Genomic DNA, 15,647 nt, shown 5'->3' on the forward strand with positions numbered 1-15,647 from the left:
AATTTACAAGAAAATGAACTTGGCGATGAAGATTGCGCACAGCACATACAGGCTGATGGAGATTTCCTTGTGCTTGCCGGTTCCGGCCTTGAGCACCACATAGGTGATGAAGCCCAGGGCAATGCCGTCGGCAACGGAGAAGGTCAGGGGCATCATGATTGCCGTGACGATGGCCGGAATGCTGTCGGTGGCTTCGTCCCAGTTGATGTGGGCCATGCCGCCCATCATCAGCATCGCGACATAGATGAGGGCGCCGGCTGTGGCGTAGGCGGGGATCATCCCCGCCAGCGGCGCGAAGAACATGGCGGCGATGAACAGCACGCCTACGGTGACTGCCGTCAGACCGGTGCGCCCGCCGGCCGCCACCCCGGCGGCACTTTCCACGTAACTGGTCACTGGCGGTACGCCGACCACCGCGCCGAAGACGCTGGAGGCGCTGTCCGCCTTGAGGGCCCGGGACAGGTTCTCGATCTTGCCGTCGGGGTTGACCAGGCCGGCGCGCTGCGCCACGCCCATCAGGGTGCCGGCGGTGTCGAACATGTGCACGAAAAGGAAGGCCAGGACCACGCTGATCATGCTGACGTTGAACACCCCGGCGATATCCATTGCCATCCAGGTTGGCGCCAGGCTCGGTGGGGTGGAGAGAATACCGTTGTAGTGCACCAGGTCCATGCCCCAGCCGGCCAGGGTCACGGCGATGATGCTGAGCAGAATGGCGCCGAACACCCGGTGGTAGCTGAGCACCGCGATCATCAGAAAGCAGATCGCCGCCAGCAGCGGGCCGGGCTCGCGCAGGGAGCCGAGCTTGATCAGGGTCGCCGGACTGTCGACGATGATGCCGGCGGTTTTCAGGCCGATCAGGCCGAGAAACAGGCCGACCCCGGCGCCCATGGCATAGCGCAGGCTCACCGGAATGCTGTTGAGCAGCCATTCACGGACCCGGGACAGGGTCAGGATCATGAACAGCACGCCGGAAATAAACACGGCTCCGAGAGCCGTTTCCCAGTGGTAGCCCATGGTGCCGACCACGGTGTAGGTGAAAAAGGCGTTCAAGCCCATGCCCGGGGCCAGGCCCACCGGCCAGTTGGCGTACAGGCCCATTAACAGGCAGCCCAGGGCGGCAGCGATGCAGGTGGCGACGAAGGCGGCGCCGTGATCGATACCGGCATCGGCCATGATGTTGGGGTTGACGAAGATGATGTAGGCCATGGTGATGAAGGTTGTCAGACCGGCAATCAGCTCGGTCTTCACCGTGGTGCCGTGCAACCTGAGTTTGAAGATGCGTTCCAGCCAGCCGCTGTTCAGCGAGGGCGAGAGGTCCAGCGGAGAGGCTTCGGATTTGCGGCTTTCCACAGCGAGTACTCCTCAAGAGTTTTATTGTTTTTTCCAGAACCGGGCATCAGAAGGTGGGCGGCGGCTCTTTGAGGCAGGCAGGGCTTGTGGGGTTTGTTGACTTTCAGGTCAAGAACTCACACGGGCGAATTATGCTTTTGTATACAAAGAAAGCAAATAATGTTTTTGCTTTTGTGTGCGAAAAATCTGAGGGCGTGGCTATATACCGGCCCCCGCTTATGCCCAGGGGCCGACCGTCGTGCGTGTGCGATAGACGCCGCCCGAGCGGACGGCGAGGGAGGGCAGGATCAGAGGTCTGCGGTTTTTCCGGCCAGGGCCTGGTTCACCGCCAGCCAGCCGTCGACGGCGCTTTCTCCAGCTTCGCTGAACGCGCGTTGCAGCAGCTTGACCTGCTCGCGGCGCAAGGCTTGTTCGAAACGCGCACCATCGGCGCTCAACTGCAGCAGGCGTTTTCGTTTGTCGCTGTCCGGGGCGACGCTGTCCACCAGGTGCATTTCCATGAGTTGGCGCAAGGGCGTGTTCAACGCCTGCTTGCTCACACCCAGCAGGTTGAGCAGCTCTTTCACGCTCAGCCCCGGGTAGCGCGCGATGAAGAACACGATGCGTTGGTGCACGCGACTCAGGCCACGGCGTTCGAGCATTTCGTCGGCCTTGGCGGTGAAGGCCTGATAGCCAAAGAAGAAGGCCTCCATGGCGGCCTGTTGCGAGGTCGGGTTTTTAAGGTCAAGCATATTGACGTATCTGCGAGAGTCGGCGTAATTTTGGTCAAGCAGTTTGACGTATTTTCTCCCTCCTTCGCTAGCGGTGATCTCCATGGCTTTCTCCGAACGTGTATCGCGCCTCAAAAGCTCCCTGATCCGTGAAATCCTGGCAGCGGCCCAGCGCCCGGAAGTGATGTCGTTCGCTGGAGGCCTGCCGGCCGAAGTGATGCTGCCCAAGGTGCAGTGGCAAGACATGCCGCTGTCCATGGGGCAGTACGGCATGAGTGAAGGCGAGCCGCAGTTGCGAGAGGCCCTGGCTGCCGAGGCGCGCAAGCTGGGTGTAGCCTGCGAGGCGAGCCAGGTCCTGGTGGTCAGCGGCTCCCAGCAGACCCTCGATCTGGCGGCCAAGCTCTACATCGACAAGGGCACGCAGATCATGCTGGAGGCCCCGACCTATCTGGCGGCCCTGCAGATCTTCCAGCTGTTCGGTGCCGATTGCCTGACGTTGCCCCTGGAGGCTGACGGTCCGGACTTGGCGCAGATGCGGGCGAACCTGGAACAGCATCGTCCGGCCTTCGTCTACCTGATTCCGACCTTCCAGAACCCATCGGCGGTGCGCTATAGCGAGAGCAAGCGCGCCGCCGTGGCGGCGTTGCTGGACGAGTTCGGGGTCACCCTGATCGAGGACGAGCCCTATCGCGAACTGACTTTCGATGGTGGCAGTGCCACGCCGATTGTCAGTCGTCTGCAGAAGGCCAGCTGGATCTACACCGGCACGGTGTCGAAAACCTTGCTCCCGGGATTGCGGGTCGGCTACCTGATTGCCAGTCCGGACCTGTTTCCCCACCTGTTGCGTCTGAAACAGTCTGCTGACCTGCACACCAACCGCGTCGGCCAGTGGCAAGCCATGCAATGGATCGGCAGCCGGCAGTTCCAGGAGCACCTGGACGCGCTGCGCAGTTTCTACCGCCAGCGACGGGATGCTTTCCAGGTGGCATTGCAGAGTCATTTCGCCGATCTGGCGGATTGGCAGGTGCCCGAGGGCGGTCTGTTTTTCTGGTTGAGCTTGAAACAGCCCCTGGATACCCGCACTTTGCTCAAGTCGGCGTTGGAGCAGGACGTGACTTTTATGCCCGGCGAACCGTTCTTCTCTGAACCGGAGCGCAATCATGGGCATCTGCGGCTGAATTTCAGCCATATCGATCCGGCGCGTCTGGACGAAGGCCTCAAGCGGCTGGCCACCGTGATACGTCAAGCACAGGCTGCACAGGCAGCCTAAGGGGAGGGCCATGTACAAGGTTTATGGCGATTACCGTTCGGGCAACTGCTACAAGATCAAGCTGATGCTCAATTTGCTGGGGCTGCCCTATGAATGGCAGGCGGTGGACATTCTCGGAGGCGATACCCAGACCGAGGCTTTCCTGGCGAAAAATCCCAACGGCAAGATTCCGGTGCTGGAACTGGAAGACGGCACTTGTCTGTGGGAGTCCAACGCGATTCTCAACTTTCTCGCCGATGGCAGCGAGTTCCTGCCCAGCGAACCGCGCCTGCGTACCCAGGTTCTGCAGTGGCAATTCTTCGAGCAATACAGCCATGAGCCCTATATCGCCGTGGCGCGTTTTATCCAAGTCTACGAAGGCTTGCCCGAAGAGCGTCGGGAGGAATACCTGAAGTTGCACAAGCGTGGCTACAAGGCACTGGATGTGATGGAAAAGCAGCTGAGCCGCACGCCTTACCTGGTGGGCGAGCACTATTCGATTGCCGATATCGCGCTCTATGCCTACACCCACGTAGCCCATGAAGGCGGCTTCGACCTGGCCCGATACCCGGGGATCCAGGCCTGGATCCAGCGAGTGCAGAGCCATCCGCGGCATGTCGGGATGTTCGATTGAACGGACCTGGCAGGATCTGCAACTGACCCGGGACGGCATCGTCCCGGGGAAGGGCCTCAGGCCGCGGAGAAGCGCTGGTTCAGGTAATCGATGATCACCTTGGATTCGTACATCCAGGTGGTCTGGCCGTTTTCTTCGATCCGCAGGCACGGCACCTTGATCTTGCCGCCCTGTTCCAGCAGGGTCTGGCGATCCTGCTCGTTGTTCTTGGCGTCGCGCAGGGCCACCGGCACGTTCAGGCGGTGCAGGGTGCGGCGGGTCTTCACGCAGAACGGGCAGGCGTGGAATTGATACAGGGTCAGGCCCTTGGCGGCCGCTTCGACGTTCGCCTGAGCAGCAGCTGTGCGCTTCTGCTTGCGCGGACGGGTGATGAAGTCGATGAAAATGATGAGTTGACCCAGGCCGACTCGCAGCGCTTTGACGATCACGGTATTGCCTCTTGCCCATGAATGAAGGGGCGGCAGCTTACCTGATTTTGCCGGGCGAAAAAAAACCGGCGAACATCGCCGGTTTCTTGTCTGCCGCCTGTCACTTGATCAGGCTGAGGAACTCGCTGCGGGTCGCCGCATTCTCGCGGAACTCACCCAGCATCACCGAGGTGATCATCGACGAGTTCTGCTTCTCCACACCGCGCATCATCATGCACATGTGCTTGGCCTCGATCACCACGGCGACGCCCAGGGCACCGGTCACTTGCTGGACGGCGTCGGCGATCTGCCGGCTGAGGTTTTCCTGGATCTGCAGGCGACGGGCATACATGTCGACGATGCGCGCCACTTTCGACAGTCCCAGAACCTTGCCGCTGGGAATGTAGGCGACGTGCGCCTTGCCGATAAACGGCAGCAGGTGGTGCTCGCACAGCGAGTAGAGCTCGATGTCCTTGACCAGCACCATTTCGCTGTTGTCGGAGCTGAACAAGGCACCGTTGGTGACCTCTTCCAGGGTTTGGGCATAACCGCGGCAAAGGTACTGCATGGCTTTGGCGGCACGCTTGGGCGTGTCGAGCAGGCCCTCGCGGGAGACGTCCTCGCCCAGTTGGCCGAGGATCGCGGTGTAATTCTGTTCCAGAGACATGAAACTACCTGTGGGATTTTACGCAAAGGGCAAGGGTACGGTGGCGGACACGACGCTGCAAGCGTGATGCAGCGGCTTTATTCGTCACGGCCTTCCATCATGGTGCGTTTGAGCATCACGTAAAGCGCACCGGTGCCGCCGTGTTTGGCCTGGCACGAAGTGAAGCCCAGCACCTGTGGATGTTGGCGCAGCCAGGTGTTGACGTGGCTCTTGATCATCGGGCGCTTGCCGTCCAGGCGCACGGCCTTGCCGTGGGTGACGCGCACGCAGCGGATCTCGAAACGGGTGGCCTCGGCAAGAAATGCCCAGAGGGTTTCCCGGGCCTTTTCCACCGTCATGCCGTGCAGGTCGAGGCTGCCTTCGAAGGGGATCTGGCCGATTTTCAGCTTGCGCATCTGGCTTTCCTGGACCCCGTCGCGGGCCCACATCAGCTCATCTTCCGGTCCTACATCGATGACGAACTGATCGGACAGCCCATCCACCGTAGTGGTTTCGCTGCGCACGGTGGCGGCCTGGCGCAGCTTGGCGATCTGCGCGCGGTCAGCCTTGGGTTTGCCTGTGTCGGCACGATCGTGCTTGATCGGCTTGACGCCGCGGATCTCGTTTTTGAACAGGGAAAAATCGTCGTCTTGCATGTCAGCCTCCGCGAAGGGCGGCTAGTTTACCCAACTCGGTACACCTTCTGGCGCGCAAATCGCGCGCAGATTCGTCAGTCGTGTTTTTTCATCAGGTGTGGCGCCATGTTCAGTGCCAGGGGCTGGCGCATGCGCCGCCGGCAACGCCGCCACAGGCGAACGCCGACATACAGCAGTAACAGGCCAACCGCCAGAATCACCGCCGACCCGGCCGGGCTGGCATTGAGTTCTCCCAGTGCCGGAGCGCGGCCCAGCAGGCTGGCCGCACCTGCCATCGCCAGCAGTATGCCGAATGTCGCCAGCAACGCGGAGAATCCCGCCCCCAGGCGCAATCGCCAGTTCCGCGGGCTTCTGGGCCGCAACCGGCGTGCGTCAAAACCATCGGATATCTTCATTCCGACCTTCCTCAATGGGTATCGGCCCTTCGACCGGGAGTTGACCGGGTGGTTCCTGAGGCTAAGGCAATTGCTGCAAATGCGAGGCGTTTATGGATGAGCGGCCCGCCAGCCGCTCACCAGGGCTGATCAGATCAGGCTTGCGGTCTGGGCGAGGGTGGCGAAGTTGTCGGCCATGATCGCCATTTCGGTCTGCTGAACATGCTCGGCACTGAGGATGCCGCCCTTGTAGGGCAGGTCGCGGGTGGCACAGGCGTCTTCCACCAGGGTGCAGCGGAACCCCAGGTTCTTGGCTGCCCGCACGGTGGTGCTGACACTGGAGTGGCTCATGAAACCGGCCACGATCAGGTCCAGGGAACCGAGGTCTTGCAGGCGTTTTTCCAGTTCGGTGCCATGGAAGGCGCTGGGCAACAGCTTGCCGATGATGGTTTCGTCGCCTTGCGGCTCAAGGCCGGGGATGAACTCGCCGCGCTCGCCCTGGGGGTCGAACAGACCACCGACGGTGCCGAGGTGGCGCACATGCACGATAGGCCGGCCGGCCGCCCGGGCCGCCACCAGCAGTTGACGAATATTGGCTACGGCCGCGTCCATGCCGGACAGGGCCAGGGGACCGCTGAGGTACTCTTTCTGGGCGTCGATGATCACAAGGGTCGCGTGGCTCAAATTGGCCGCGGCGTAACCACGACCGCTGAGTTGAAACATCGTCTTTGGAACGGACATTCTGGGGCTCCTGTGAGTGGGGCTTTTGCGACATTGTCCTCTGGCAGAGCGCTTCTGTGAATCGCTACTAACGTAAGGTGCGCCGTTGTTGGCCTGCAGCCTTGTCAAGAGGGGCAAGGTATTGGCCCTTGAGCGGCAAAACCTGCGCGGCGGACGATTGCCTGACTGCGGTTTTTCATTCGTCGTCGGCGGGCGTTTTGGCTGGTAGTATTGCCGGTCGTTTTGTCAGGAGTCTGTCCCGTGATCACTTCCCGCCTGCGCACCTTGCGCGACCATATCCGCTGGGCTGTCAGCCGCTTTCATGGGGAGGATCTGTTCTTCGGCCATGGCACCGACAATGCCTGGGACGAGGCCCGCCAACTGGTGCTCGGTGCCTTGCACCTGCCTTGGGAAATTGCCGACAGCTATCTGGACTGCGCTTTGGAAGAGGACGAACTGGCCCACCTGCAGCACCTGCTCAAGCGCCGTATCGAAGAGCGGGTGCCCACCGCCTACCTGTTGGGCGAGGCCTGGTTCTGCGGCATGTCGTTCATCGTCGATGAGCGGGTGCTGATTCCCCGTTCCCCTATCGGCGAACTGATCGAAAAACGCTTTGAACCCTGGCTGGGCAACGAGCCGGCGCGGATTCTCGACCTGTGCACCGGCTCCGGTTGCATCGGTATCGCCTGCGCCTACGAATTCCGCGACGCCGAAGTGGTGCTGGCGGACCTGTCCTTCGAAGCGCTGGAAGTGGCCAATCAGAACATCGAGCGGCACGGCGTCGACGAGCGAGTGTTTACCGTTCAGGGCGATGGCTTCGATGGCTTGCCGGGGCAGCGCTTCGACTTGATCGTGTCCAACCCGCCCTATGTCGATGCCGAAGACTTTGCCGACATGCCGGACGAGTACCAGCATGAACCCGAGCTGGGCCTGGCTTGTGGCGACGATGGCCTGAACCTGGTGCGCCGCATGCTCGCCGAAGCTGCCGATCATCTGACCGAGAAGGGACTGCTGATCGTCGAAGTGGGCAACAGCCAGGTTCACGTCGAGGCGCTTTATCCGGAAGTGGATTTTGCCTGGCTCGACTTCGAGCGCGGTGGTCATGGCGTGTTCATGCTCACGGCAGAGCAGTGCCGCGAGCATCAGGCGCTGTTTGCTTCTCGCGTTTGAGTGATGGGCCGGCCCGCGTGATGCGGGCCTTGAGCCGTCAGCAGGATGCGACTCAGCGGTGCGTCGCAATCCAGATCAGCAGCCCCGCCTGGAATACCGCGAAGGCCACCAGGCAGGTGATGGTGAAGCGCAGGCCGGTGTCTTCACGTTTGTACTTGGTGACTTTCTCTTCCTGCTTGCGCAGATTGACTTCCAGCTCTTCCAGGTTCTGTTCGGCCTGCTGGAGCATCTGCGCCGCTTCCAGTATTTCCACGAACTGCAGCTTCTCGGTGTTCCACTGGCTCAGCAGCTCGCCTGCCTGGACATCCTTGACGCTGCCCTTGAGGTGCTGGGCGTCGGCATACACCACGTCGAAGCCCTGGGTGCGCAACACATGATCGCGACGCAGGCGAGTGTCTTCGTTGAGGGCCTCCTTGTTGCCGAGGTCGAAGCCGTCCACCCGGTAATGCGGCCACTTCTTTTGCGCCCACTGCGCGGCCTGGGCCAGCAGGAAGCGCCCGATGCCGCGGTTCAGCGGTTCGATCTGCAGCCCACCCTCGGGCTCGAAGTACACCCGGCGGGTCTCGTGCTCCACCCAGACATCCAGGTGATTCTGTTCCTTGCGCACCCGCTGACCGGGCAGGCGGATCGTCATGCGCAGCAGGCTGTGCTCTTTGTTGTTGCGTTCGGCATAACCGAACTCGACAAAGCGCAAAGGCCGCACGCCGGTGGCGCGATCGGTCTTCAGGGGCGCCAGGCGCAGCATCTTGTGATGTTCGGCCTGAACGTCCGCCCACGGCAACGGCGGCGCTTCCGGGGCGACGGCTTCCTGCTCGGAGGCGGGTGAATTCGGGGTATCAGTCATAAGGGCAAGTCCTGTCCAATCGCTGCGCGCCGACAGCAATCGAACGGCCGGCAAAGACTTATCGGCCGTTTTTTTCAGGACTGGAGGGTAAAAACAGCCTAACGGGTGTGAAGTCCGTCAATAAAACTGATGATCGACCGGCCCAGTTCTGCCGCCAGGGGCAGTTGCGGGTCCCTGTAGGACGCCAGTTGGCGCTTGAGATCGTTGGGCACGATACGCATGACGTGGTTCATGCCGTCGATCAGGGTCAGTTGGGCGTCGGGTTTCGCCGCCTTGAGCACCCGGGCGTCGTCGACGCTGACCTGGATGTCGTTGCTGCCCTGAATGATCAGCGCCGGCATTTTCAGGCGAGCGAAGGCGGCGGCCGGGTCTTCGCGAAACAGGGTGATCAGATAGGGCTGTACGCTGGGGCGGAAGATCACTTGCAGGGCCGGCGGCACATCGCTGTCCACCTGGCCGGCCTTGAGGCTGTCCAGCAGTTCATTGCTGCGCACCATCAGTGCGGGTGGCAGGCGATAACTCAATTGCTGGCGCAGGACCTGATCCACGGGCCGGGCGGTGCCGGAGATGGATATCACCCCCGCGGCATCCAGTTGCGGTGCGGCGAGGCTGGCGATCAGCGCCCCCTCGCTGTGGCCCAGCACAATCAGTTGGCCCAGGCGCGGGTCGGCCTTGAGCTTCTTGCCCCAGGCCACGGCGTCGGCCACGTAGGCATCGAGCGTCAGGTTGCGTTCGTCCGGGGTCGCCGCGAGACTGGCCGCCACACCGCGCTTGTCGTAGCGCACGCTGGCAATGTTGTGCTTGGCCAGGACCCAGGCCAGGCGCTTGAGGCTGTCGTTGCGTCCGCCGTCGGGATTGTTGCCGTCGCGGTCGGTGGGGCCCGAGCCGGAAATGATCAGCACCACCGGCACGGGTTGCTCGGACTTGGGCAGCAGCAACGAGCCATACAGCTCGCCGTGGCCGGTGTCCAGGCTGACGGGGCGTTGCAGGACGGTCGCCTGGACCAGGCCGGTGAACAGGGAAAGGCTCAAGAGAAGGGCTCGCAGCATCATCACGCCATCATGGATAAGGTGCCAGTTGGACTCAGGCAGCGGCAGAAGGTTCGAGGATGAACTAGTTGGGTAGCCTGCGTATACTTGCGCCCTTCAGTAATCCTGATTGAGTTATTTCGGCTGATTTCACGGAGCTCCCCGCATGTCCGGCAATACCTACGGCAAGCTGTTCACTGTCACCACCGCGGGCGAAAGCCATGGCCCGGCGTTGGTCGCCATTGTCGACGGCTGCCCGCCGGGTCTTGAGCTGTCCCTGGAGGATCTGCAGCGTGATCTGGACCGGCGCAAGCCCGGCACCAGTCGGCACACCACCCAGCGCCAGGAGCCCGACGAGGTCGAGATCCTTTCCGGAGTGTTCGAGGGCAAGACCACGGGCTGCGCCATTGGCCTGCTGATCCGCAACACCGACCAGAAGTCCAAGGACTATTCGGCGATCAAGGATCTGTTCCGTCCGGCTCACGCCGACTACACCTACCACCACAAGTACGGCATTCGCGACTACCGTGGCGGCGGTCGCAGCTCGGCGCGGGAAACCGCCATGCGCGTGGCGGCCGGAGCCATTGCCAAGAAATACCTGGCCACTCAGGGCATCGTGATCCGCGGCTACATGAGCCAGCTGGGGCCGATCGAGATTCCCTTCAAGACCTGGGATTCGGTGCAGGACAACGCCTTCTTCAGTCCCGATCCGGACAAGGTTCCGGAGCTTGAAGCCTACATGGACCAGTTGCGTCGAGATCAGGATTCGGTGGGAGCCAAGATCACCGTGGTGGCCGAAGGCGTGATGCCGGGCCTGGGCGAGCCGATCTTCGATCGTCTGGATGCCGAGCTGGCCCATGCGTTGATGAGCATCAATGCGGTCAAGGGCGTGGAAATCGGCGCCGGTTTCGCCTGCGTCGCCCAGCGCGGGACCGAGCACCGCGATGAACTGACCCCGCAAGGGTTCCTCAGCAATAACGCCGGCGGCATTCTGGGGGGCATTTCCTCGGGGCAGCCGATCATCGCCCACCTGGCTCTCAAGCCGACGTCCAGCATCACCACGCCCGGGCGCTCGATCGACATCGATGGCAACCCGCTGGACGTGATCACCAAGGGCCGCCATGACCCCTGCGTGGGCATTCGCGCCACGCCGATCGCTGAAGCGATGATGGCCATCGTGCTGATGGATCACCTGCTGCGTCACCGCGGCCAGAATGCCGACGTGCGCGTCAGCACGCCGGTACTGGGTCAGCTGTAATGGCGGTTCTGCCAGTCGCCACGGCCTGATGGCCGGGGCGGCGCTGCCGTACTGGCGGCTTTCCAGTTTCTACCTGTTCTACTTCGCCCTGCTGGGGTCGACCGCGCCGTTCCTGGCGTTGTATTTCGATCATTTGGGTTTTTCCAGCGCGCGGATCGGCGAGCTGGTAGCCATTCCCATGCTCATGCGTTGCGTGGCGCCCAACCTGTGGGGCTGGCTCGGTGATTACACCGGCCGGCGCCTGGCAATCGTGCGTTTTGGCGCGTTCTGTACCCTGGTCTGTTTCTCCCTGATCTTCGTCAGCAAGAGCTACGCCTGGCTGGCGATGGTCATGGCGCTGCATGCCTTTTTCTGGCATGCGGTCCTGCCACAGTTCGAGGTGATTACCCTGGCGCATCTGCAAGGGCAGGCCTCTCGCTACAGCCAGATCCGTCTCTGGGGCTCCATCGGTTTCATCCTTACGGTGGTCGCGATGGGCCGCCTGTTCGAGTGGCTGAGCCTGGAAATCTATCCCGTGGCGCTGGTGATGATCATGGCGGGGATCGTGCTCAGCAGCCTGTGGGTGCCCAATGCCCGTCCCGTGGTCCAGGGGCCGCGTCTGGCCGGGGACGGCTTTCTCCAGCAGTTGCGCGGTCCCGGTGTGCTGGCGTTCTACCTGTGCGTGGCGCTGATGCAGATGAGCCACGGGCCGTATTACACCTTCCTGACTCTGCACCTGGAACGTTTGGGCTATACCCGCGGCCTGATCGGCATGCTCTGGGCCCTGGGAGTGGTGGCCGAGGTGCTGATGTTCCTGGCCATGAGCCGGATTCTCGCGCGGTTTTCCGTGCGTCGAGTGCTGTTGGCGAGTTTTCTGTTGGCGGCGCTGCGCTGGTTGCTGCTGGGCAGTCTGGCGGAGTATCTCGGGGTGCTGTTGTTGGCGCAGGTGCTGCACGCGGCCACCTTCGGCAGTTTTCACGCCGCGGCCATTCATTTTGTCCAACGCAGTTTCGGTGCGCGCCAGCAAGGTCAGGGGCAGGCGTTGTATGCCGCCCTGGCCGGAACCGGTGGTGCGCTGGGGGCCTTGTATGCCGGCTACAGCTGGAACGTCCTGGGCGCCACATTGACCTTTAGTATTGCCAGCGTCGCCGCCATGGCCGCAGCCGTTATCATTGCCACCCGCATGCAAGAGGAGTTGCCGTCATGAGCAGCCTGTCCGTCTACCACGTATCCAGCCCGGACCTGCCAAACAAGGTTCTGACCCATTTCGACGATATCGCGGCGACCCTGGCCGAGCAGGGCATTCGCTTCGAGCGCTGGCCGGCCACCACCCGCATCGTGCCGGGCGCCAGCCAGCAAGAGGTGATCGACGCCTATCGCGAGCAGATCGACCGGTTGATGACCGAGCAGGGGTATCTCAGCGTCGACGTGATCAGCCTCAACCGCGACCACCCACAGAAAGCCGAGCTGCGCGCCAGCTTTCTCGACGAACATCGTCATGGCGAGGATGAAGTGCGATTTTTCGTGGCCGGACGCGGTCTGTTTTCCCTGCACATCGACGACTACGTCTATGCCGTGCTCTGCGAAAGAAATGACCTGATCTCGCTGCCTGCGGGCACTGCGCATTGGTTCGATATGGGCGAGGAGCCGAATCTGGTGGCCATCCGCCTATTCAATAACCCGCAAGGCTGGGTTGCCAATCCGACCGGCGATCCCATCGCCAGCCAGTTCCCGCGGCTGGACGACTAGGCGCGGGGAACAACGACCACAGGCCGGCCCACGCAACGTGGGCCGGCCAGTCGAACCATGGCAGCAGGCTTACGCGCTGTGGTAGGTCGGCAGGGCGAAGCGGTTCTGGCTTTGCAGCATGGAAATCTGAGGCAGCTCACTGGCCTGTTCGGCCAGATCCCGACGAATCGCGCTGATGACCCAGGACAGTTGGTCGGCGGCATGCAGCTGCGCGTAGGAAATCGAACGCTTGAACTGTTTGCCTTCGCTGTTGCGCAGGGTCAGCAGGATGCCGCCGTCGGGACGAGGCTGGGTGGTGACTTCGAAGTTGGAGAACAGGGAGGAGAATTTTTCTTGGATCAGGCTCATGTCTATCAGCTCCGTTAGCTCTTGAAGGGCAAGCGTGAACGGATAGGTGCAGCGATTGTGCCAGTATTGATATTTTTAAAAATCCTTTTAAATCAATTAGTTATATTTTTCATTGAAATCCTGATTCGTGCAAATTGCATGAAAGGCCATCGTGCATCCTGCATTTTGCAGGTTGGCGGCGGGGCAGGGCGGGCGTAGGTACAGAGGTGTGACCACAGGCTGGGGCGGAAAATTCAATCGCTGATGCAAGGTTTCAGGCCTCTGCCGAATCCCGCCGTAGAGATACAAAAGTTTGCAAAAACCCCGTGTACAGTCTCGCGACGGCTGACGTATTTTCCAGCCAGTCACGCCGTTTCAAGTCGGCCTTGGCACCTTGCCGAAGACCGTTGAGAGGCGTTTCTGCGACATGGAATGGTGGGGCGCGATCTTGGCGATCCAGCCCGCCAGATAATAAAAATACCAGGACGCACTCCATGAACGGTCCCACCGCATCGATGCCGGTGCTGTCAGCAGCGCCGCGCTTGTCCTTTCTCTGTCCCGCCCCGGGAGCCATCCACCGTCCCTGCTTGCCCGTTGCCGACACCCGGGGCGCGGCGCCCGGTTGAGCCCTGTTCCGGCCCTTGTCACGCCCGACCCGTCTGGTCGGGGCACAGACTGTTGTCTTCGAACCGGAGCACGCATGAACAAGCACAAGAGCGACATGATCACCTGGGGCATGATGCTGCGTAAGCTGCCTTCGATTGCCAGGGCGCTGCCGCGAGTGGTGCGCGGCGTCAGGGCGGGAAATATCGACAAGCCTGATCAGGCCTGTGGCCTGGGCTGGAGCTTCGAGCAGGCGACCCGGCGCAATCCCGATGGGCCGGCCTTGTTGTATGGCGATCGGATCCTCAGCTATTCCCAGGTCAATCAGTGGGCCAACCGTATCGCCGCGTACCTGCAGGATCGAGGCATCGGCAAGGGCGATGTGCTGGCAATCTTCATCGAGAACCGCCCGGAACTGCTGGTCACGGTGCTGGCGGTGGCCAAGCTCGGGGGGATCTGCGCGATGCTCAACACGGCCCAGACCCACAGCGTGCTGGCGCATAGCCTGGAGTTGGTGAGGCCGGCGGGGATCATGCTGGGCGGTGAGTTGCTGGCGGCCTACGGGGCGGTGCGCGAGCAGGTGGGGATCGACCCGCAGCGCACCTGGTTCGTGGCCGATCAGGACACCTTCGCCGATCCGGGCACTGCCCCGGACGGGATGCTCAACCTGATGGGCGAGAGTGCCGGTTATCCCGCCGACAATCTGCAGCAGACTCAGCAGATCTTCTTCAATGACCCCTGCTTCTATATCTATACCTCCGGCACTACGGGCCTGCCCAAGGCGGGGATCTTCAAGCATGGGCGCTGGATGCGCACATCCGCCGGTTTCGGCACCATCGCCCTGGATATGCAACCCGACGACGTGGTGTATTGCACCTTGCCGCTGTATCACGCCACCGGGTTGTGCGTGTGCTGGGGCTCGGCCATCACCGGGGCGTCGGGATTCGCCATTCGCCGCAAGTTCAGCGCCAGTCAGTTCTGGGACGATGCGCGTCGCTACAAGGCGACGACCCTGGGCTACGTCGGTGAGCTGTGTCGCTACCTGATCGATCAGCCAGGCAGTGCGCAGGACACCGAGCATGGTGTGTTTAAGATGATCGGCAACGGCCTGCGGCCGGGAGTCTGGAGCGAGTTCAAGCAGCGCTTCGGCGTCGGACATGTCTGTGAGCTGTACGCGGCCAGCGACGGCAATATCGGCTTCAGCAATATCCTCAACTTCGACAACACGGTGGGGTTTTCCCTGATTCCCTGGGCGTTGGTGGAATATGCCCACGACACCGGGGCGCCATTGCGCAACAGCCAGGGCTTCATGCAGAAGGTGGCCAAGGGCGGCCAGGGCCTGCTATTGGCGAAGATCGACGACAAGGCGCCGCTGGATGGCTACACCGATCCGGAAAAGAACCTCAAGGTGATCCTCAAGGATGTGTTCGAGAAGGGCGATTGCTACTTCAACACCGGTGACTTGCTGCGCGACATCGGGTTTGGCCATGTGCAGTTCGTCGATCGGCTGGGGGACACCTATCGCTGGAAGGGCGAGAACGTTTCCACCACCGAGGTGGAGAACATTCTCCTGGGGCATCCACAGATTGCCGAAGTGGTGGCCTATGGCGTTGAAATCCATAACACCAACGGCCGGGCGGGGATGGTGGCGATCACGCCCGCGGAGTCCCTGGCGACCCTGGATTTCGGCGAATTGTTGCAATTTGCCCGGCAGCAGATGCCGGCGTATGCCGTGCCGCTGTTTCTGCGGATCAAGGTGAAGATGGACACCACCGGCACGTTCAAATATCAGAAAAGCCGCCTCAAGGAGCAGGCATTCGACCTGGAGCAGGTGGCCGATGATCCGATCTATGCCTGGTTGCCGGGGTCGGACACTTACGTGCGGCTGACCCCGCCGATTCTGGCGGACATTCAGGCCGGACGCCTGCGTTATTGATTGT

17 protein-coding genes are annotated in these 15,647 nt (G+C 61.9%); 7 read left to right on the top strand and 10 right to left on the bottom strand.

From position 1 onward, the window contains the following. Positions 1–3: 3 nt before the first annotated feature. Complete coding sequence (locus tag ACMGG8_RS12820; protein WP_060840494.1) at positions 4–1,353, bottom strand: NCS2 family permease; 1,350 nt, start codon at positions 1,351–1,353, stop codon at positions 4–6. Between the two features lie 287 nt (positions 1,354–1,640). Next, positions 1,641–2,084, bottom strand: a complete 444-nt coding sequence (locus ACMGG8_RS12825) for a MarR family transcriptional regulator (protein WP_060840493.1) — start codon at positions 2,082–2,084, stop codon at positions 1,641–1,643. An 82-nt stretch (positions 2,085–2,166) separates the two neighbouring features. On the opposite strand from ACMGG8_RS12825, the gene ACMGG8_RS12830 reads away from it, so the two are divergent. Beyond that, positions 2,167–3,333, top strand: a complete 1,167-nt coding sequence (locus ACMGG8_RS12830) for a PLP-dependent aminotransferase family protein (protein WP_414159663.1) — start codon at positions 2,167–2,169, stop codon at positions 3,331–3,333. Positions 3,334–3,343: 10 nt separating this feature from the next. Continuing rightward, the gene (locus ACMGG8_RS12835) at positions 3,344–3,946 is read left to right on the top strand and encodes a glutathione S-transferase family protein (RefSeq protein WP_060840491.1); all 603 of its coding nucleotides are present in this window, start codon (positions 3,344–3,346) and stop codon (positions 3,944–3,946) included. A 56-nt stretch (positions 3,947–4,002) separates the two neighbouring features. Here the strand turns inward: ACMGG8_RS12835 and ACMGG8_RS12840 are convergent, their stop codons facing one another. The 5 genes from ACMGG8_RS12840 to ACMGG8_RS12860 form a co-directional block, all read right to left on the bottom strand. Further along, positions 4,003–4,374, bottom strand: a complete 372-nt coding sequence (locus tag ACMGG8_RS12840) for a glutathione S-transferase N-terminal domain-containing protein (protein WP_060840490.1) — start codon at positions 4,372–4,374, stop codon at positions 4,003–4,005. A gap of 100 nt (positions 4,375–4,474) precedes the next feature. Further along, positions 4,475–5,020: a GTP cyclohydrolase I FolE gene (gene folE / locus ACMGG8_RS12845; RefSeq protein ID WP_011062625.1), complete on the bottom strand. Its 546-nt coding sequence runs from the start codon at positions 5,018–5,020 to the stop codon at positions 4,475–4,477. 77 nt (positions 5,021–5,097) lie between these two features. Then, positions 5,098–5,655 (bottom strand): Smr/MutS family protein, encoded by a 558-nt coding sequence (locus ACMGG8_RS12850; RefSeq protein WP_060840489.1) that lies wholly within the window; start codon positions 5,653–5,655, stop codon positions 5,098–5,100. Between the two features lie 74 nt (positions 5,656–5,729). After that, the gene (locus ACMGG8_RS12855) at positions 5,730–6,050 is read right to left on the bottom strand and encodes a hypothetical protein (protein WP_414159664.1); all 321 of its coding nucleotides are present in this window, start codon (positions 6,048–6,050) and stop codon (positions 5,730–5,732) included. 129 nt (positions 6,051–6,179) lie between these two features. Continuing rightward, a complete protein-coding gene (locus tag ACMGG8_RS12860; RefSeq protein WP_060840487.1) occupies positions 6,180–6,770 on the bottom strand; it encodes a cysteine hydrolase family protein in 591 nt (196 codons plus the stop codon). Between the two features lie 240 nt (positions 6,771–7,010). Between ACMGG8_RS12860 and prmB the strand changes: the two genes are divergently transcribed. After that, on the top strand, positions 7,011–7,919 hold the full coding sequence (prmB, locus tag ACMGG8_RS12865) for a 50S ribosomal protein L3 N(5)-glutamine methyltransferase (RefSeq protein ID WP_016962780.1): 909 nt from the start codon (positions 7,011–7,013) through the stop codon (positions 7,917–7,919). A 52-nt stretch (positions 7,920–7,971) separates the two neighbouring features. On the opposite strand, the gene ACMGG8_RS12870 is transcribed toward prmB, so the two are convergent. Next, on the bottom strand, positions 7,972–8,763 hold the full coding sequence (locus ACMGG8_RS12870; protein ID WP_060840486.1) for a hypothetical protein: 792 nt from the start codon (positions 8,761–8,763) through the stop codon (positions 7,972–7,974). A gap of 98 nt (positions 8,764–8,861) precedes the next feature. Beyond that, positions 8,862–9,815, bottom strand: coding sequence for an alpha/beta hydrolase (locus ACMGG8_RS12875; RefSeq protein WP_129406371.1), 954 nt, complete (start codon positions 9,813–9,815; stop codon positions 8,862–8,864). 142 nt (positions 9,816–9,957) lie between these two features. Here ACMGG8_RS12875 and aroC point away from each other — a divergent pair, with 142 nt between their 5' ends. From aroC to ACMGG8_RS12890, 3 genes are read left to right on the top strand one after another with little or no spacing between them, the layout of a single operon-like run. Continuing rightward, complete coding sequence (gene aroC / locus ACMGG8_RS12880; protein ID WP_060844324.1) at positions 9,958–11,049, top strand: chorismate synthase; 1,092 nt, start codon at positions 9,958–9,960, stop codon at positions 11,047–11,049. A gap of 28 nt (positions 11,050–11,077) precedes the next feature. Beyond that, positions 11,078–12,235, top strand: a complete 1,158-nt coding sequence (locus tag ACMGG8_RS12885) for an MFS transporter (protein WP_414159935.1) — start codon at positions 11,078–11,080, stop codon at positions 12,233–12,235. Continuing rightward, positions 12,232–12,777 (top strand): 1,2-dihydroxy-3-keto-5-methylthiopentene dioxygenase, encoded by a 546-nt coding sequence (locus ACMGG8_RS12890; RefSeq protein WP_060840482.1) that lies wholly within the window; start codon positions 12,232–12,234, stop codon positions 12,775–12,777. The genes ACMGG8_RS12885 and ACMGG8_RS12890 overlap by 4 nt, the downstream gene beginning before the upstream one ends. Before the next feature lie 69 nt (positions 12,778–12,846). Here ACMGG8_RS12890 and ACMGG8_RS12895 read toward each other — a convergent pair whose 3' ends face one another. Continuing rightward, positions 12,847–13,125, bottom strand: a complete 279-nt coding sequence (locus tag ACMGG8_RS12895) for a DUF3509 domain-containing protein (RefSeq protein WP_019093389.1) — start codon at positions 13,123–13,125, stop codon at positions 12,847–12,849. 679 nt (positions 13,126–13,804) lie between these two features. On the opposite strand from ACMGG8_RS12895, the gene ACMGG8_RS12900 reads away from it, so the two are divergent. Continuing rightward, on the top strand, positions 13,805–15,643 hold the full coding sequence (locus ACMGG8_RS12900) for a long-chain-acyl-CoA synthetase (protein WP_414159665.1): 1,839 nt from the start codon (positions 13,805–13,807) through the stop codon (positions 15,641–15,643). Positions 15,644–15,647 lie beyond the last annotated feature (4 nt).

The sequence above is a fragment of the Pseudomonas sp. BNK-45 genome, from assembly GCF_047456255.1.
Lineage (GTDB): Bacteria > Pseudomonadota > Gammaproteobacteria > Pseudomonadales > Pseudomonadaceae > Aquipseudomonas.